The sequence below is a fragment of the Rhizobium rhizogenes NBRC 13257 genome (assembly GCF_000696095.1).
Taxonomy (GTDB): Bacteria; Pseudomonadota; Alphaproteobacteria; order Rhizobiales; family Rhizobiaceae; genus Rhizobium; species Rhizobium rhizogenes.
This window is the reverse complement of the sequence record NZ_BAYX01000004.1, coordinates 309,458-326,628: the sequence shown is the minus strand read 5'-3', so window position 1 is coordinate 326,628 and position 17,171 is coordinate 309,458. Positions and strand designations below refer to the sequence as shown.

The window sequence follows — 17,171 nt, the reverse complement described above, 5'->3', positions numbered from 1 at the left end:
GATTGAGAAATGGTCAGGCCTTGCGCCAGCCGAGCAGGCCCGGCGTCGCATGCCACAGCGCCTGCGCCGCAAAGCCCATGAAAAGCACGCCGGAGCAACGCACGATCAGCCGCTCGTGAGCGCGATAGAAACGTCGGACGACTCCCGCGCCGATGATGCCGATCAGGATGATGTCGGCGGTGATGAAGCCGGCGAGAGAGACGGTAACCAGCAAGGGGAGCGCATCGAACGTCAATGCCCCGGCAGACCCTGCTACCAGCGCGGTGAAGGTCGCGAGCGCCACCGGATATCCCTTCGGATTGGTGACGCCGAAGATCAGTCCGCGACGGAACGGACGGTCGACATTGAGCAGCGTCTTGCCGTCCGCTCGTGGCTTGGCTGTCACCGCACTCCAGCCGATCCAGGCGAGATAAAAACCACAGAGCAGTCCAAGCAGATCGAAGACGAAGGTGCCGAGAGTTTTTGCACCAACGATTGCAACCAAGGCGAGCGAAGACCATATGAGATCTCCGACGAGGTGGCCGCTCATGAAGAAGGCACCGGCCTTGCGCCCCTGTCCGGCACCGATGCCGAGCAGCGCCAGAAAGGCCGGACCGGGGATCAACACATAGAACAACGCCGCCAGAAAGGCGCCGACGATAAGTGATTGCGTCATATTGAAAGTTCCCGATGGCAACTGTGACAGACTAACGACACGGCGAATCGGGTCAAGCCAACCGAGTCGTGTTTAAAATAAAGAATCCATTGAATTTAGGGGGCGATATCACTAAGAATTTACCGGGGCCTAAAAACAAGCGTAGGTAGGGAAGCGCTTATGAGCAGCAGGATAGATACGGATTCGCTTGCCTTTCTGGTAGCGGATTGCGCCCGATTGATGCGAGCGGCCTTCGAGCGGCGCATTCTGGTCGCGGGACTGGGCCTAACGGCGGGCGAAGCGCGCACGCTGATGCAGGTTGCCGCGGTCAATGGCAGCCGACAGCTTGACATCGCCTGTCGCATGGGCCTGGAACCGATGACGGTCAGCGCCTTCCTCGACAAGTTGCAGGCACGCGGCCTGATCGAGCGGCAGCCTGATCCCCTCGATCGCCGCGCCAAGCGCATCGTGTTGTCGGAAGCCGCCGACGCCAAGCTGAAGCAGATCGGCAAGGAGATCTGTGCAGTGGAGCGCGATGCGGTGCAAGGTTTCAATAACGGCCTGCAGGACGAACTGCATCACGCGCTCCGTGCCTTCCGCAGCAATCTGCAGAATGCGGATCTGCCGGTCGAGATGGAACGCGAATTGAGGCCGGCGGAGTAACTCCAGCCCGTCTACCAAGCCGGAAAAGACAAGCCCGCCTCCGATGATCGGAAGCGGGCTATATCTGCTTTCAATTCTGCTTACTTGGTCAGGTTGCGCTTGGCGAGCGTGCGCAGGCGCAGCGCGTTGAGCTTGATGAAGCCGGCCGCATCCTTCTGGTCGTAGGCGCCCTGGTCGTCCTCGAAGGTGACCAGCTTGTCAGAATAGAGCGACTTCGGGCTTTCGCGGCCGATGGTCATGACATTGCCCTTGTAGAGCTTCAACGTCACTTCGCCTTCGACATGCTCCTGGCTCTTGTCGATCAGCGCCTGCAGCATTTCGCGTTCCGGCGAGAACCAGAAGCCGTAATAGATCAGCTCCGCATAACGCGGCATCAACTCATCCTTGAGGTGAGCAGCGCCGCGATCGAGCGTGATCGATTCAATAGCGCGGTGCGCGGCAAGCAGGATCGTACCGCCGGGGGTCTCGTAGACGCCGCGCGACTTCATGCCGACGAAACGGTTCTCCACGAGATCGAGGCGGCCGATGCCGTTGTCGCGGCCATAATCATTGAGCTTTGCCAGCAGCGTCGCCGGGCTCAGGCGCTCGCCGTTGATCGAGACGGCATCACCCTTCTCGAAGCCGACCTTAATGACGGTCGCCTTGTCGGGAGCGGCTTCCGGCGAAATCGTCCGCATATGCACATATTCCGGTGCTTCCTGCGACGGATCTTCCAGAACCTTACCTTCGGACGAGGAGTGCAGAAGATTGGCGTCGACGGAGAACGGCGCTTCGCCCTTCTTGTCCTTGGCGACCGGGATCTGGTGCTTCTCGGCAAATTCGAGCAGGTCGGTGCGGCTCTTGAACGTCCAGTCGCGCCACGGCGCGATGATCTTGATGTCCGGGTTCAGCGCATAGGCCGACAGTTCGAAACGGACCTGGTCGTTGCCCTTGCCGGTGGCGCCATGAGCAATCGCGTCGGCGCCAGTCTTTTTGGCGATTTCGATCAGGTGCTTGGAGATCAGCGGGCGGGCAATCGAGGTGCCGAGCAGGTAAACGCCTTCATAAACGGCATTGGCACGGAACATCGGGAAGACGAAATCGCGCACGAACTCTTCGCGCACATCCTCGATATAGATTTCCTTGATGCCGAGCAGCTCGGCCTTCTTGCGCGCCGGCTCCAGCTCTTCGCCCTGGCCGAGATCGGCGGTGAAGGTGACGACTTCGGCGCCAAGCTCCGTCTGCAGCCACTTCAGGATAATCGAGGTGTCGAGACCGCCCGAATAGGCGAGAACGACTTTCTTCACGTCTTTATGTGATGCCATGATAATGAGATCCGTTTCAATGCGAGCCTGCAGAGAGGCCCGCAAACCCTGTGTCGCGGCACTTTTAGCGAGATTATCGCAAGGTGCAAGGGGAAGTGCGCCCGGTTCATGTCGTGCTCGCGACAAGAGGAAGTCTCAAGGTCGATCCAATTCGAGGACTCGATGATTTCGATTTGACTAGTCAGAACGACGCGTCATATCTGCCATTATCCAAACAATGCCCGGGGAGGACCCAGCTCGTGACCGATATTCAAGACATTTTCAAAAAATCCAATGTTGCCGTCATCACCGGCGGCGCCTCCGGCATCGGCCTTGCCGCGGCAAAATATTTCGCCGGGCTCGGCATGAGCGTCGCCATTGCCGATCTCGGCGGTGATCGGCTTGCCGATGCACGCGCCGAACTCGAAGCAATCAGCGGCGAAGAGCATGTGATGGCGGTCGAAACGGACGTTGCCCAGAAAGAAGCACTCGAAGCCCTCGAACGCGCCGTCCTGCAGCGGTTTGGCCGGGTGCATGTGCTGATGAACAATGCCGGCATCGGGCCGGAAACCTCAATCTTCAGCCCGCAGGCCGGCTGGGACGCCATTCTCGGCGTCAATCTCCTCGCCGTCATCAACGGCACGCGCGTCTTCGGACCGGCCATGCTGGCCCATGGCGAACCGGGCCTGATCATCAACACCGGATCGAAGCAGGGCATCACCACGCCGCCCGGCAACCCCGCCTACAATGTCTCCAAGGCCGGCGTGAAGGTCTTTACCGAAGCCTTGCAGCATGAGTTGCGCAACACCGAAGGCGCGAAAATCTCGGCGCATCTGCTGATCCCCGGCTTCGTCTTCACCGGCCTCACCCAAGGCGATCGCCGTGAAAAGCCGGCTGCCGCCTGGACGGCCGAACAGACGGTCGATTTCATGGTGGAGAGCCTGAAGCGCGGCGACTTCTACATCCTCTGCCCGGATAACGACGTGGCGCGGCCGACCGACGAGCGCCGCATGCTCTGGGCTGCCGGCGATATCGTCGAAAATCGCCCGCCGCTGTCGCGCTGGCATCCGGATTATGCCGACAAGTTCAAGGCATTCCTGGAAAAGAAGGATTGATTTGCAAATCGCCGAAAGCCGGATAGAAAACGCTGATCCCTATCCGGCTTTCGGAGCTGCCCCGATGGATTTCCTACCCAGCCTATCGACCCTTCTCGCCTTTACCGCGGCAACCCTGCTTCTCGCGATGACCCCCGGCCCCGACATGACGCTCTCGATCAGCCGTGCCTTGGCACAGGGCAAAAGGGCTGCACTCTTCGTCGTCCTCGGCACCACCCTCGGCGTCGTCGTCCACACATGCCTGGTGGCTTTCGGCATCTCGGCGCTGATTACAGCCTCGCCCATCGCCTTCACCATGCTGAAAACCGGCGGCGCCGCCTATCTGCTGTGGCTGGCGATCCAGGCGATCCGCTTCGGTTCCAGCCTGTCGGTCATGCAGGTCGACGCGGCCAGGAAAACACCGCTCTCCAACATCGCCAACGGCTTCTGGGTCAATCTGCTGAACCCGAAGGTCATCATCTTTTTCATGACCTTCCTGCCGCAGTTCGTTACGGCGGGCGACCCGGCCGTCACACACAAGCTGCTGTTCCTGGGATTCTTCTTCATTGTTGTCGGCGTGCCGGTGAACATCATCGTCGTTCTCGCTGCCGACAAGCTGTCGTCCTGGCTGCAGAACAATCGCGGCGTCCTGCGCGGTCTCGACTATACCTTCGCCGGCGTCTTTTCGATCTTCGCGGCGAAGATTTTCCTCACGCAGGCGCGTTGAGCGCCCGCCCGGCAAAGCGGCCGGCGATCCACCAATAGACGGTGGCGCTGGCAGCGCCGAGAAAGGCAAAACAGACAACCACGGTGATCAGGTTCAGGGCCTGCGGCTTGCCCAGGCCACCCGAAATCAGGACGGACGCCACCGCCGACAGCAAGGCGCCATAGATCGCATAGCCGTACCAGCGACGCATGCCGCGCCATTCGAAAAGCGGAATGACGACAAGCGACGGCAGGATGCTGACGATCATCGCAAGTTTGGTCAGGGCGACGGTGAGTGCGAACAGCTCTGGCGCGGCCATCCCGGGCATGGTCCAGGCGGCGACGGAAGCGAGCACGAAGCCCATCAGCACACAGGCGCCGAGATAGCCCCACAGGAGCCGCAGAGGCCTGCGCAACCCGAGAAGCATCGATCTCAATCCTCGCCGTGATTGGCGATCATCATTGCCTCAAAAGCCAGTCGCTCGGTCTTGCGCATGCGCTCCGAATCCGACTTCAACTGGCCGCAAGCGGCGAGAATGTCGCGGCCGCGCGGCGTACGGATCGGCGAGGCGTAACCGGCCGCGTTGATGAAATCGGCGAATTTCTCGATCTGCTCCCAATCCGAACACTGGTAATTCGTGCCCGGCCAGGGATTGAAGGGGATCAGGTTGATCTTGGACGGGATGCCCTTCAGAAGCTGGATCAGCCCCTTGGCATCCTCGAGACTGTCGTTGACGCCCTTCAGCATCACATATTCGAAGGTGATGCGCCGGGCATTCGAAAGGCCGGGATAGGCGCGGCAGGCGTCCATCAATTCCTTGAGCGGATATTTCTTGTTGATCGGCACTAGCATGTCGCGCAGATCGTCGCGCACGGCATGCAGCGAGATTGCCAGCATGACGCCGATCTCATCGCCGGTGCGGTAAATTTCCGGCACGACGCCGGAGGTGGACAGCGTGATGCGCCGCTTCGACAGCGACAGGCCGTCGCCGTCGGAGGCGATCAGCAGCGCCGTCTTGACGCTTTCGAAATTGTAGAGCGGCTCGCCCATGCCCATCATGACCATGTTGCTGACCTTGCGGCCTTCCGCCGGCATGATCGTGCCCTGCGGCGCTTCACGGTCCGGAAAATCACCGAGCCGGTCGCGCGCCAGAAGCAGCTGCGACAGAATTTCTTCCGCCGTCAGGTTGCGCACCAGGCGCTGCGTGCCGGTGTGACAGAAGGAACAGGTGAGCGAACAGCCGACCTGGCTGGAAACGCAGAGCGTGCCGCGGCCCTCTTCAGGAATGTAAACTGTCTCGACCTCGACCGGGCGACCTGCGCCGCGTGGCGGAAAACGCAGCAGCCATTTGCGGGTGCCGTCGTTGGAGACCTGTTCCTCGACGATCTCCGGCCGGGCGATGGTGAAATGCGCCTTCAGCATTTCGCGCATGTCCTTGGAGACATTCGCCATGGCGTCGAAATCGGAGACGCCGCGCACATAGATCCAGTTCCAGAGCTGGCTGACGCGCATCTTGACCTGCTTGTCGGCGACGCCCTTCTCCTTGAGAGCCGCCCCCATCTCCTCGCGCGTCAGGCCGATCAGCGACGGTTTCGGTGAAAGCTCGACCGGCTGCGACACGGGCATCGGCTTGAGCTTGGATGGGGTCATGACATCGATGGCGGACATAGGATATTCCAATGGTTCATATCGGCGATGCCCCCAAAAGCTGGAAAGCTGCGGGCGCGGGCAAGGCACTGAAATCAGAAGGTTCATCTAGGTGCGGGCAAGAAACTTGCAAAACACACCGCTTGTTGGGGCGGCCTTTAGCATTAATTTCAGTCCGCGTCATCCCTCTTGAAAAAGCAAAAGGCCAGCCACCCGGGCCGGCCTTAGCACTTCGGTCTCGATGGAACCCGCAATCACTTTGGCGTGATCGCAGCATCATCGATCCTATTTGCAGTTTTCGATCTGCTTGAGCGCCGCGGTGACGCCCTTCAGCGAGTAGGTATAGGTGGTACCCGTGCCCCTCTTCGAGGTCGCGGTGACCTTCAGCGAATGGCCGGACTTGAGCGCTGCGACCAGCGCCGGTTCCTGCGCGGCATTCTCGACCCAGGCTGCCTTGTCCTTGGTGAACATCACGAAGGTCTTGTTGTCGATGACGACATCGACCTTGGAATTGTCCTTGAGCGGATAGCCCATCATCGCCTGCGGCTCATAGGAGATGTTCTGACCCGGGCGCTGGGAAACTATGAAAAAGTTGTCACCGTGATCGATGCCAGTGGCCGGCATCTTGGTCGTCGGCACGGAAAGAACGTAGCAGACCTTGCCCGCGCCGGCCTGGTAGGAATAGGCGCCCCAGGCATCGAATTGCTGGATGCGCGTCGGAGCCGCCGGTGCTGCTGCCTGCGCCTGTGCGGGCGCCTGCTTCTTGGTCTGCGCTGAGGCAATGCCGGTGCCGGCCAGAACGAGCGAGAGGGCGATTGCGAAGCTTTTTACAAACATGGTTTCCTGCCGATTTCTTGCGGTCCAGAGCTCGAGGCGATTTGAGTACGCACGCCTGCCTATGCTCATGAGCTGCCCTATTTTGACTTTATTCAGGTTACCAAACCGTCAACGGAGCATTAAGTGCCCCCGTCTGTGCCATTTCAATTCAAGCGCCGCGCCAGGCCTGAAACGCATCAGGAAGAATTGGAAAACCCGGATGGCGGAACACCATCCTACGGGATCGAGTTATGACAGAAAGATTCAGGCAAGAATTTGACCTCTCTAAAATCAGGAGGACCTGATAAAGGTCTGGAAACCCGGCAGGATTTCCGCCACGTCCGGCAGGGCGGGACTCACGCCGTCTTTGCGGCCTCGGGCTCGTTGGCCAAGGCCCGGTCGGCGGCGTCATAATGTTCCTGGCGGATATGGCCCTTGATCATGCTGAAAGCGAGCGTCAGCACCGCGACATCATCCGAAAAACCGATGACCGCGAAGAAATCGGGGATGATATCGATCGGCATGACGAAATAGCCGAGCGCAGCCAGCAATATGCCGCGAACGCGCGTCGGCGTCTGCGAATCGAGGGCGCAATAGAAGGCCGCAACGACATCGCGGGAAAACGGAATGTACCGTGCCGCCTTGCGCAAGGTCGGCCAGAACTTGCTGCGCACCGACTTCTCCTGACGTTTTTGGGTCTCTTCGTCACCAGGCATCAGGATCTCCCCATACTTGATGTCATCCATTCCACGCACTCCACCGAAGCCCCTGTTCCAGGGCGCATAAACATATGGTGATCGCTCTCCGCGATTCAATCGGCTCGTCGCGCCGCCGCCTTTTCCATCGCTTTTGCGAGCTTGACGTCGTGATCGGTCAAGCCATTGGCGTCATGGGTCGTCAGTTTCACGTCGACACGCGAATAGACATTGAACCATTCCGGATGATGGTTGAGTTTCTCCGCCGTCAGGGCCGCCTCGGTCATGAAACCGAAGGCTTCGACGAAATTGCGGAATTTGTAACTCTTCGAAATCGACAGACGGTCCGCGGCCAATGTCCAGCCAACAAGGCCAGCGACGGTTTCATCGATTGCGGCCGGTTCCAGCTTTTCGTATTTCATGGCAAGGTCACTCCTCTCGATCGGTTGAAGGATATCATGGACCGCTTCAGGATTCTGTTTGTTTGCGCCGGCAACATCTGCCGCTCACCGCTCGCCGAAGGTATTTTTCGGCATCTTGCGACTGAGGCCGGTCGCGGCTCCGCGTTCGAGGTCGATTCGGCCGGCACCGGCGGCTGGCATCAGGGTGAAAGACCGGACCGCCGCTCGGTGGCTGCCGCCGCCGGTCACGGCGTCGACATTTCCGGCCAACGCGCACGCCGCATCGAAGCCTTGGACTTCGACCGGTTCGACCTGATCCTGGCAATGGATCAAGACAATTTGAAGAATTTACGGAAAATCGCGCCTGCCGATGCGCTCGGCAGGCTACATCTCTTCAACGCCCTCGCGCTGGGCAGCAATAAGGACATTCCCGACCCTTACTATGGCGGCCACGAGGGTTTCGAGGCGGTCTACACCATGCTCTTGGCGGGCTGCAACGCGCTGCTTCCCACACTGGGGAAGGCACTGCGGGCCTCATGAAGCGGGAAGACCTCTTCGGTGAGGTAAGGACCGCCGCCGACCGATTCGCGTGATGACAACAGCACGAAGCGGCCCACCGTGAACGGCGAGGTATGAAAGTCGCCGCGTCCGGAGAGATAGTGCACCACATCGTCGACGCGCGAGGATTTTAGACGGGCGAGCGTCACATGCGGCGTGAATTTGCGAGGATCCGGCGGCAAGCCGATGCGCTGGCAGATGCGCTCGATCTCGCCTTGCAGGGCGTACATGTCGGGCGTCTGCGTGACGCCAGCCCAGACCGAATGTGGTTTCTTGGAACCGAAGGAGCCGATACCTTCCAGCCGAAGCTGGAATTCCGGCCGGTCGATCCGATCCAGACGGTCGACGATCTCATCCGCCGTGCGCCCATCGACATCGCCGATGAAACGAAGGGTGATGTGATAATTTTCAACGTCGATCCATCTGGCACCGGGAAGACCGCCGCGCAACAACGAAAGGCTCATGGCCGCGTTGCGCGGAATTTCGAGGGCGGTAAAAAGTCTCGGCATTACGAGCACTCCCCGAATCTCTTGCAGGTATAAGCAGGGAATCACGCAATTGCAGCCGGTGCAAGCATCTATTTCGCAGCTGCGGCAATCGTCCCTATGAAACTGGCAGCGACGGGCTCGAAGCGTTGCACCATCACATCGACCCCCTGCGGGTTCGGATGCATGCCGTCATTCAGTTGCAGATCCGCATGTGTCGCAACCCCATCGAGAAAGAACGGATAGAGCGTCAGCTGATATTTATCGGCAAGCCGCTGGTAGATCGGATTGAATTTCGCCGCATAGTCCGACCCCATGTTCGGCGGCGCCAGCATGCCGGCAAGTAGCACGGGAATGTTGCGCGCCTTCAGCCTGGCGATGATCGTATCCAGGTTCTTTTCGGTGTCTTCCGGCGGAATGCCGCGCAAGGCGTCGTTGGCACCGAGCTCGAGGATCACCCCGTCAGTCCCGTCCGGCACCGACCAGTCGATGCGCGACAACCCGCCCGACGTCGTGTCGCCAGATACGCCGGCATCGGCAATCGCCACGTCCAGCCCCTTCGCCTTCAGCGCCGCCTCCAGCTTGGCCGGAAATCCGTCGCCCGGCGGCAGCTGGTAGCCGGCCATCAGGCTGTCGCCGAAACCGACCAATTGGATGGTCCGCGCTTCGGCTGCGCTCGCCGTGCCAAACAAAAGGCCGAAAGCAATGACAGCGAAGTGAAACGCAGCAGCTTTAAAACTCATGATCCATTCCCTAAATTCGCTGCGCGGGCCAAATCGCGCCCGCCATGATCTCAGATGTATATAGGGCGTCCCGCATTGGCAAAAACCATCATCGAGCTGAAGAAGGCGGATTTGACGCTCGGCAATGCCGCCGCCTCCGTCCATGTGCTGAAGGGCATCGACCTCACGATCATGGAGGGCGAGGCCGTCGGCATCGTCGGCCCCTCCGGCTCCGGCAAGTCGACGCTGCTGATGGTGCTGGCCGGCCTGGAAAAGCTGGATAGCGGCGAACTTCTGATCCGCGACACGCCCCTGCATGCCTTGAGCGAGGATCGCGTCGCTGATTTCCGCGGCCGCAATATCGGCATCGTCTTCCAGTCCTTCCATCTCATCGCTAACATGACGGCGCTGGAAAATGTCGCCGTGCCGCTGGAACTCGCCAATGTCCGCGACGCCTTCGACATCGCCCGGAAAGAGCTGGAGGCCGTCGGCCTCGGCGAGCGGCTGAGCCATTATCCCGGCCAGCTTTCAGGCGGCGAACAGCAGCGCGTGGCGATCGCCCGCGCGCTCGCCCCCTCGCCGGCCCTTCTGATCGCCGACGAGCCGACCGGCAACCTCGACACCGATACCGGACGGCAGATCGCCGACCTTTTGTTTGCCCAGCAGGCCGAGCGCGGCACGACGATGCTGCTCGTCACCCACGATCCCTCCCTCGCCGCCCGCTGCTCCCGCCAGATCCGCGTCCGCTCCGGCGAGATCGAGGGCGACAGCGCCCACGCGCGGACCAGCCAGGCGGCGATAGCATGACGGCGGCAGGCGCACGCTTCACGCTTGCCTTCCGCCTGGCGCTGCGCGAATTGCGCGGCGGTCTCGGCGGCTTCTACATCTTTCTCGCCTGCATCGCGCTCGGCACCGGCGCGATTGCCGCCGTCAACTCGGTCTCGCAGTCGATTACCGACGCGATTTCGACCCAGGGCCAGTCGCTCCTTGCCGCTGACGTCCGCTTCGAGCTTAACAATCGCGAGGCAAGGCCGGACGAACTGGCCTATCTCGAAAGCCTCGGCCGGATCTCCCGATCCACCGGCCTGCGCTCCATGGCCCGGCTGCCCGATGGCTCCGACCAGGCGCTGGTCCAGGTCAAGGCGGTCGATGGCGCCTATCCGCTCTATGGCACCTTCGAGGCCGATCCGAACCAGCCGCTGTCGACGCTGCTCGCCGCCAGGGACGGGACCTATGGCGCCGTCCTCGCCCCCCTGCTTCTCGAACGGCTGAACCTCAAAATCGGCAGCGAACTGCTGCTCGGCAATACAAAGCTTCGGGTCACCGGCACGGTGAAGACCGAGCCGGACGCGGTCTCCGAAGGTTTCGGCTTCGCCCCGCGACTGCTCACCAGCCGCGAGGCCTTGCAAGCTTCCGGGCTGATCACCACCGGCAGCCTGGTCGAACAGGTCTACAAGATCCGCATGGACGATCCCGCCAGCGGTCTGCGCGATATCACCACCCGCGCCAATGCGGCTTTCCCGCAGGCCGGCTGGTCGGTCCAGACCAGCAACCGGGCCGCCCCGGCGCTTGCCGACAACATCACCCGTTTCTCGCAATTCCTGACCCTGGTTGGCCTCACCGCCCTGATCGTCGGCGGTGTCGGCGTCGCCAATGCCGTGCGCGCCTTCCTCGACGCCAAGCGTACCACCATCGCCACCTTCAAATGTCTCGGCGCGCCAGCCTTCGTCGTGGTGATGATCTACCTGATCCAGATCGTCCTGATCGCGCTTGCCGGCGTTGCCATCGGCCTCGTGTTCGGCGCCATCGCACCGATGCTGGCCTCGCAATTCATGGCCGAATTCCTGCCGATCTCCACCGCGCCGCAGCTCTATCCCGGCCCGCTGGCGCTGGCTGCCCTTTTCGGTCTGCTGACGACGCTCGCCTTCGCCATTCCGCCGCTCGGCCATGCCCGCGAAGTGCCGGCAACCGCGCTCTTCCGGGAACAGGGCTTCGAAGCACGCCGCCTGCCGGGCTGGCCCTATCTGCTGACCGCCGGCCTGCTGATGGCGGCACTGGCAGCCCTTGCGATCTATACCGCCTATGACCGCCGCATCGCTGTCGTCTTCATTGTCTCGATCGCGGGTGCCTTCGTCGTGCTTCGCGCGGTGGCCGCGCTGTTGTCATGGCTTGCCCGCCGCAGCCCGCGCGTGCACTCGCCGGCCCTGCGACTGGCGATCGGCAACATCCATCGGCCCGGCGCGTTGACCTCCTCCGTCGTCCTGTCGCTCGGCCTCGGCCTGGCGCTTCTGGTGACGCTGACGCTGATCGACGGCAACATGCGCCAGCAGCTGACCGGGCGCATGAGCGAACAGGCGCCGAATTTCTTCTTCGTCGATATTCAAAGCTCGGAGCTCGACGGCTTCCGCAAGGTCGTGCAGGCCCAGGCACCCGAGGGCAAGCTCGTCGAGGCACCGATGCTGCGCGGCCGCATCGTTGCCTTCAACGGCGAAGACGTCAGCAAGATAAAGGTGCCGCCGGCCGGCCAATGGGTGCTGCGCGGCGATCGCGGCATCACCTATGCCGATACCATGCCCGAAAACGCCGCCCTCACGGAAGGCGAATGGTGGGGCAAGGACTATAGCGGCGAACCGCTGGTTTCCTTCTCCGATGAAGAAGGCAAGGCGCTCGGCCTGAAGCTCGGCGACAAGCTGACCGTCAACGTGCTCGGCCGCAATGTGACGGCCAAGGTCGCCAGCTTCCGCAAGGTCCAGTGGCAGTCGCTGTCGATCAACTTCGTCATGATCTTCTCCCCCAACACCTTCAAGGGCGCACCGCATGCATGGCTTGCGACCCTGACCGATCCTTCCGCCACCTCGGTGCAGGAAGCCGCGATCCTGAAGAACGTCACCAACACCTATCCGACGATCACCAGCATCCGGGTCAAGGACGCGATCGACATCGTCAATACGCTGGTCGGGCAGCTTGCCACCGCCATCCGCGCCGCGGCTTCCGTCGCACTCATCGCCTCGGTGCTGGTGCTTGCCGGCGCGCTGGCGGCGGGCAACCGCGCCCGCACACATGATGCGGTGGTGCTGAAGACGCTCGGCGCGACGCGGGCGATGCTGATCCGCGCCTTCAGCTACGAATATCTGATCCTAGGGGCTGCCACCGCCGTCTTCGCGCTCCTCGCCGGCTCGACGGCCGCCTGGTATGTCGTCAGCCGTATCATGAAACTGCCGTCGACCTTCCTGCCCGACGTCGCCTTTTCGACGCTTGTCATCGCGCTGCTGCTGACGGTCGGCATCGGCCTTATCGGCACCTGGCGCGTGCTCGGCCAGAAAGCGGCGCCCGTTCTGCGCGAGTTATGAACCACGATCGGGCCGCGCCTCTTCACCGCGAAACGGCCCGATATTACATCGATTTAACCCCGCCCCAACCGCTTGGGCCTTGTGCAAAAGCCTTGAAAGCCTCATATTCTACGCAGGCATGCTGGAGCTCCGCAGCGGCGCCTGGGACGAAATCGCCCGACACCGTAATCATATCGGAGCTTAAAAGAGGAAAACATGGCTGACTTTCGCAATTACCAAAACCGGACGCCGCAAGCAGGCGCGCAGACCGGTGCGATGATAGATGAGGGCCTTCGAGCTTACATGCTCAAGGTCTACAACCTGATGGCGCTGGGTCTGGCGATCACAGGTCTGGCCGCCTATTTCGCATTCTCGCTCTCCTTCTCCGACGGCCAGATCACTGCCTTCGGCCAGGCGATCTACCAGAGCCCGCTGAAGTGGGTCGTGATCTTCGCACCGTTGGCGATGGTGTTCTTCCTGAGCTTCAGGATCAACAGCATGAGCGTGGCCGCCGCTACGACGACCTTCTGGGTCTACGCCGCGCTGGTGGGCCTGTCGCTGTCGTCGATCTTCATCATCTACACCGGCCAGAGCGTCGTGCAGACCTTCTTCGTGACCGCCGCCTCGTTCGGCGCGCTGTCGCTATACGGCTACACGACCAAGCGTGATCTGTCGGCGATGGGTTCGTTCCTGATGATGGGCCTGTTCGGCCTGATCATCGCGTCGCTCGTCAACATCTTCCTGGCTTCGTCCGCCATGCAGTTCGCGATCTCGGTGATCGGCGTGCTGATCTTCGCAGGCCTCACCGCCTACGACACGCAGCGGATCAAGGAAATGTACTATCAGGCCGACGACGTTGCCGTGGCCGGCCGCAAGGCGATCATGGGCGCCCTGTCGCTCTACCTCGACTTCATCAACCTGTTCATGTTCCTGCTGCAGTTCATGGGCAACCGCAAATAATTGCAGCGACCTGAATGAAAGTTCGAAAAGGCGGCCTCGGCCGCCTTTTCTGTTTGCCTAACCTGCCCGCGCGATTTTATATCGGGTCTCCAAACCGCAGATCAGGCAATAAACCCAGATGTCCTTCCGCCTTCGCCAGGCCGCCCCGAACGACCTCCCCCGGATTACCGCCATCTATCGCGACGCCGTTCTCAACGGCACGGCAAGCTATGAGCTCATCCCACCGGACGAGGCGGAAATGGCAAACCGTTTTCAGGCGATCCTGGATAAGGGCTATCCCTATATCGTCGCCGAGGACGGCAGCGGAAAAATTCTAGGCTACGCCTATGCGTCCGCCTTCCGCACACGGCCGGCCTATCGCTGGATGGTGGAGGATTCGATCTACATTGCGCCTGAAGCACGCGGTCGCGGCCTCGGCAAGCTGCTGCTGGCAAAGCTGGTGGAGACCTGCGAAGCGCTCGGCTTCCGCCAGATGATCGCCGTCATCGGCGGTGCCGCCCCGGCCTCGATCGCCCTTCACCGCGCCGCCGGCTTCGCGGAAACGGGCCTGCTGAAAGGCACGGGCTACAAGCACGGCCGCTGGCTGGACACGATGCTGATGCAGAAGGCGCTGGGCGACGGTGCGGAAACGGACCCCGATCCCTCGGCCTATCCGGGAACCCTGTTCAGCGAGTAAGGCAGTCTCTCCTTTTCCCTGGAGAAAAGACGCCAGGCCAGCCGGATAACAATGGGGCTGGAGCAAAAGCTCCAGACGATCCCAGTGTCCGGAGAAGAGCCGGATACGATCCCGCAACATTTCTCAACATTAAAGCAGCCACGGCAACATTCGATTCGCTATTTTGACGGCGATAACGCTTCGCAACCGCCGATTCCCCGATTTGTTCAGAGATTCGTTTTCCCTCGCGTTGAGGCAGGATCGCACGCCGCAACCTGTGGGCATCGCATTGGCACATATGATTTATAGAAGGAAATATATATGAAATATCTGCTCATTCCCGCCTTGCTCGCGCTGGCCTCCACGTCCGCGGTTGCCGCTGATCTGACCGAGGAGCCTGTTGCGGCTGCAGCTCCGGCTTCAGTCTTCACCTGGTCCGGCCCTTATCTCGGTGTCCACGGCGGCGGCGCGATCACCAAGGGCAACTTCAAGTTCGGCAGTGGCGACCAATCCGAAGACTTCAAGGGCGGCTTTTTGGGTAATTTCTTCGGATACAACTATCAGTTCGACAAGGTCGTCGTCGGCGTTGACGGCAATATCGACTACAACTGGAACAACAAGGCCGTCGCCAACGCATCGAGCGTCGGCACCGATTGGTCGGGCGCAGTTCGCGGACGGGTCGGCTATGCTTTCGACAATCTGCTGATCTACGGCGCGGCCGGATGGACCGCTGCTCGCGGCTTCGCCGATGTTTCCGGTTCGGGCGACGGCAAGGTTGTCTTCAGCGGCTGGACGGCCGGCACCGGTGTCGACTATGCCTTCACCAACAACATCTTCGCCCGCGCGGAATACCGCTACAGCGATTTCGGCAGCAAGGAATTGCAGGGCGTGAAGAGCGACCTCACCGAGCAGTCGATAAACCTCGGCGTCGGCTTGAAGTTCTAATTTCGACGCTACCAGGCTCCAAACGAAACCCCGCCCACCGGCGGGGTTTTTCGTTTGTCCATCAGCCGTTGATCACAGGCAGGACCGATTGCTCGAGATAATCGAGATCACTTCTCCACCAGCTTCAGCTGCTTGTCGAAAACCTTCAGCACGTGGCTCAGCTCGTGGCCCCGCTTCAGGATCATGCCGTTGGTGTTGACCACGCTGAAGGCGCCCTGCTTAGCGGCGAGCTTCGGGTTTTTCTCGATGCGGAAGAGCGGCAGTTCACCGGAGCGCTTGAAGACGGAAAAGACCGCCTTGTCTCCGAGATGGTCGATGGCATAGTCCCGCCACTCGCCCTCGCCGACCATGCGGCCGTAGATCCACAGGATCGCATCCAGCTCCCTGCGATGGAAGGTTACCGGCAGCGGATCCCTGTTCTGCTTGTATTCCCTGAGATCAACAACGACGGAAGAATTGGTGTCGACGGAACGGCTTTCGCCGTGTCGCAAATCCGGCTGATCAGTCATCAATCCCCCAGGGGCTGGTCATGACAAGAGGATGACAGTTTGCCTCAGCCGCACCAAATTGCAAGACCGGCGGCCTCTCACAAATTTTTACGCCGGAGGAAAGCATCTCCGCGCCGCCGCATTTCAGTCAAAACGACGCCCCATTTTCCGGAACTATTGGTAGCCGTTTGGCGCCGCCGCGCCAAACGGCCCGGCCGGGGGCGCGTCGACCGAACCCCAGCCCCGAATGCGTCCTCGCCGGGCACTTCACCTTGTTGCGACCTATCGGACTAAGACTTCTTCGGCCCTGGCCAAAAACGATCAGCCGTCGGAGCCGATCGTCAGCACGGTCGCACCGATGATCGCCGCCGGATCGCCGGACGACGTGGAAGATTGCAGCAGAACCGCCATGCCGCGCCGGCCGTCCTTGTCCAGGACATTGGCGGGCAGCACCACGCTCATTTGCTTGCCGTCCCACATGCCGACGGTCTCGACGTCCGAGACCGCATGCAGATAGGCGATCTGCTGGCCGTTGTTTTCGCCACCCTTCGGGGAGACGAGCTGTTCCTTGTCGAAATAGGCAACGACCACATTCGCCTTGCCCTGGCCGGCGCCGATCTTGATCTCCAGCTCGTCGCCCTTCATCGCGGCGGTCACCGGGATCGTTAGTCCCTTGCCCTGGTGCTGGAAGTCGTCGAGCTTGACATTGATGCCGTCGAAGTCGGCACCACTCATATGGTCTCGGCCATTGATGATCGCCTGCGGCGTATAGACCCCGCTGCGGCCCATCGTCCGGGCATAGGCATATTGGCGCGCCGTATTGTCCTTGGAGGCCATCGTGTCGTTCCAGCCGAGATAGTTCCAGTAGTCGACATGATAGGCGAGCGCCACGACGTCGCCCTGCCGGATCAGTTTGCGAAACGCGGCATCCGCCGGCGGGCAGGACGAACAGCCCTGAGACGTGAACAGCTCGACAACCCCCTTGATCTTGGCAAGCTCCTGCGCATGCAGCGAACTCGCGAGCGCGATGCCTGCCAGAAGTGAAACCGAAAATCGAAGGCGCATGCCGTTATACCTCTTTCTCAGACGC

20 protein-coding genes are annotated in these 17,171 nt (G+C 61.1%); 9 read left to right on the top strand and 11 right to left on the bottom strand.

Annotation, left to right across the window (positions count from 1 at the left end; translation table 11 throughout):
* Nucleotides 1-13: 13 nt before the first annotated feature.
* A complete protein-coding gene (locus RRH01S_RS11045) occupies nucleotides 14-655 on the bottom strand; it encodes a LysE family translocator (RefSeq protein WP_042471616.1) in 642 nt (213 codons plus the stop codon).
* Between the two features lie 159 nt (nucleotides 656-814).
* Here RRH01S_RS11045 and RRH01S_RS11040 point away from each other — a divergent pair, with 159 nt between their 5' ends.
* Entirely contained in the window at nucleotides 815-1,297 is a 483-nt protein-coding gene (locus RRH01S_RS11040) for a MarR family winged helix-turn-helix transcriptional regulator (protein ID WP_007693713.1), read from the top strand.
* 80 nt (nucleotides 1,298-1,377) lie between these two features.
* Here RRH01S_RS11040 and RRH01S_RS11035 read toward each other — a convergent pair whose 3' ends face one another.
* Nucleotides 1,378-2,601 carry an argininosuccinate synthase gene (locus tag RRH01S_RS11035; RefSeq protein WP_007693714.1) on the bottom strand — a complete coding sequence of 408 codons (1,224 nt, stop codon included), beginning with the start codon at nucleotides 2,599-2,601 and terminating at the stop codon, nucleotides 1,378-1,380.
* A 239-nt stretch (nucleotides 2,602-2,840) separates the two neighbouring features.
* On the opposite strand from RRH01S_RS11035, the gene RRH01S_RS11030 reads away from it, so the two are divergent.
* Nucleotides 2,841-3,695, top strand: a complete 855-nt coding sequence (locus tag RRH01S_RS11030; RefSeq protein WP_034521699.1) for an SDR family NAD(P)-dependent oxidoreductase — start codon at nucleotides 2,841-2,843, stop codon at nucleotides 3,693-3,695.
* A 64-nt stretch (nucleotides 3,696-3,759) separates the two neighbouring features.
* Nucleotides 3,760-4,401, top strand: coding sequence for a LysE family translocator (locus tag RRH01S_RS11025; RefSeq protein ID WP_007693716.1), 642 nt, complete (start codon nucleotides 3,760-3,762; stop codon nucleotides 4,399-4,401).
* Here RRH01S_RS11025 and RRH01S_RS11020 read toward each other — a convergent pair.
* The 5 genes from RRH01S_RS11020 to RRH01S_RS11000 all read right to left on the bottom strand — a co-directional run bounded on the left by RRH01S_RS11020 (nucleotide 4,385) and on the right by RRH01S_RS11000 (nucleotide 7,960).
* A complete protein-coding gene (locus RRH01S_RS11020; protein WP_034521701.1) occupies nucleotides 4,385-4,807 on the bottom strand; it encodes a hypothetical protein in 423 nt (140 codons plus the stop codon). The genes RRH01S_RS11025 and RRH01S_RS11020 overlap by 17 nt on opposite strands.
* Nucleotides 4,808-4,812: 5 nt before the next feature.
* Nucleotides 4,813-6,048, bottom strand: a complete 1,236-nt coding sequence (gene rlmN / locus RRH01S_RS11015) for a dual-specificity RNA methyltransferase RlmN (RefSeq protein ID WP_007693718.1) — start codon at nucleotides 6,046-6,048, stop codon at nucleotides 4,813-4,815.
* 264 nt (nucleotides 6,049-6,312) lie between these two features.
* The gene (locus tag RRH01S_RS11010; protein ID WP_034521703.1) at nucleotides 6,313-6,864 is read right to left on the bottom strand and encodes an invasion associated locus B family protein; all 552 of its coding nucleotides are present in this window, start codon (nucleotides 6,862-6,864) and stop codon (nucleotides 6,313-6,315) included.
* Between the two features lie 335 nt (nucleotides 6,865-7,199).
* Complete coding sequence (locus RRH01S_RS11005; protein ID WP_007693721.1) at nucleotides 7,200-7,589, bottom strand: YkvA family protein; 390 nt, start codon at nucleotides 7,587-7,589, stop codon at nucleotides 7,200-7,202.
* Between the two features lie 65 nt (nucleotides 7,590-7,654).
* Nucleotides 7,655-7,960 (bottom strand): 4a-hydroxytetrahydrobiopterin dehydratase, encoded by a 306-nt coding sequence (locus tag RRH01S_RS11000; RefSeq protein ID WP_007693723.1) that lies wholly within the window; start codon nucleotides 7,958-7,960, stop codon nucleotides 7,655-7,657.
* Nucleotides 7,961-7,996: 36 nt separating this feature from the next.
* On the opposite strand from RRH01S_RS11000, the gene RRH01S_RS10995 reads away from it, so the two are divergent.
* Nucleotides 7,997-8,479, top strand: a complete 483-nt coding sequence (locus RRH01S_RS10995) for a low molecular weight protein-tyrosine-phosphatase (RefSeq protein ID WP_012652694.1) — start codon at nucleotides 7,997-7,999, stop codon at nucleotides 8,477-8,479.
* On the opposite strand, the gene thpR is transcribed toward RRH01S_RS10995, so the two are convergent.
* Nucleotides 8,410-9,006, bottom strand: a complete 597-nt coding sequence (gene thpR / locus RRH01S_RS10990; protein WP_007693727.1) for an RNA 2',3'-cyclic phosphodiesterase — start codon at nucleotides 9,004-9,006, stop codon at nucleotides 8,410-8,412. The two genes, RRH01S_RS10995 and thpR, sit on opposite strands and share 70 nt — an antisense overlap.
* Nucleotides 9,007-9,074: 68 nt before the next feature.
* On the bottom strand, nucleotides 9,075-9,725 hold the full coding sequence (locus RRH01S_RS10985; protein ID WP_012652696.1) for an arylesterase: 651 nt from the start codon (nucleotides 9,723-9,725) through the stop codon (nucleotides 9,075-9,077).
* Between the two features lie 75 nt (nucleotides 9,726-9,800).
* Between RRH01S_RS10985 and RRH01S_RS10980 the strand changes: the two genes are divergently transcribed.
* The 5 genes from RRH01S_RS10980 (at nucleotide 9,801) to RRH01S_RS10960 (ending at nucleotide 15,593) form a co-directional block, all read left to right on the top strand.
* Nucleotides 9,801-10,511: an ABC transporter ATP-binding protein gene (locus RRH01S_RS10980; RefSeq protein WP_007693732.1), complete on the top strand. Its 711-nt coding sequence runs from the start codon at nucleotides 9,801-9,803 to the stop codon at nucleotides 10,509-10,511.
* The gene (locus RRH01S_RS10975; RefSeq protein WP_012652698.1) at nucleotides 10,508-13,054 is read left to right on the top strand and encodes an ABC transporter permease; all 2,547 of its coding nucleotides are present in this window, start codon (nucleotides 10,508-10,510) and stop codon (nucleotides 13,052-13,054) included. Before RRH01S_RS10980 ends, RRH01S_RS10975 begins: the two co-directional genes overlap by 4 nt.
* A gap of 195 nt (nucleotides 13,055-13,249) precedes the next feature.
* Nucleotides 13,250-13,993, top strand: coding sequence for a Bax inhibitor-1/YccA family protein (locus RRH01S_RS10970; protein WP_007693736.1), 744 nt, complete (start codon nucleotides 13,250-13,252; stop codon nucleotides 13,991-13,993).
* 118 nt (nucleotides 13,994-14,111) lie between these two features.
* The gene (locus RRH01S_RS10965; RefSeq protein ID WP_012652699.1) at nucleotides 14,112-14,669 is read left to right on the top strand and encodes a GNAT family N-acetyltransferase; all 558 of its coding nucleotides are present in this window, start codon (nucleotides 14,112-14,114) and stop codon (nucleotides 14,667-14,669) included.
* 300 nt (nucleotides 14,670-14,969) lie between these two features.
* A complete protein-coding gene (locus RRH01S_RS10960; protein ID WP_034521707.1) occupies nucleotides 14,970-15,593 on the top strand; it encodes an outer membrane protein in 624 nt (207 codons plus the stop codon).
* Between the two features lie 107 nt (nucleotides 15,594-15,700).
* Here the strand turns inward: RRH01S_RS10960 and RRH01S_RS10955 are convergent, their stop codons facing one another.
* Together RRH01S_RS10955 and RRH01S_RS10950 are read right to left on the bottom strand one after the other, a co-directional pair.
* Nucleotides 15,701-16,102 (bottom strand): DUF2794 domain-containing protein, encoded by a 402-nt coding sequence (locus RRH01S_RS10955; protein WP_034521709.1) that lies wholly within the window; start codon nucleotides 16,100-16,102, stop codon nucleotides 15,701-15,703.
* Nucleotides 16,103-16,402: 300 nt separating this feature from the next.
* The gene (locus tag RRH01S_RS10950; protein WP_007693744.1) at nucleotides 16,403-17,146 is read right to left on the bottom strand and encodes a DUF1223 domain-containing protein; all 744 of its coding nucleotides are present in this window, start codon (nucleotides 17,144-17,146) and stop codon (nucleotides 16,403-16,405) included.
* Between the last annotated feature and the right edge of the window lie 25 nt (nucleotides 17,147-17,171).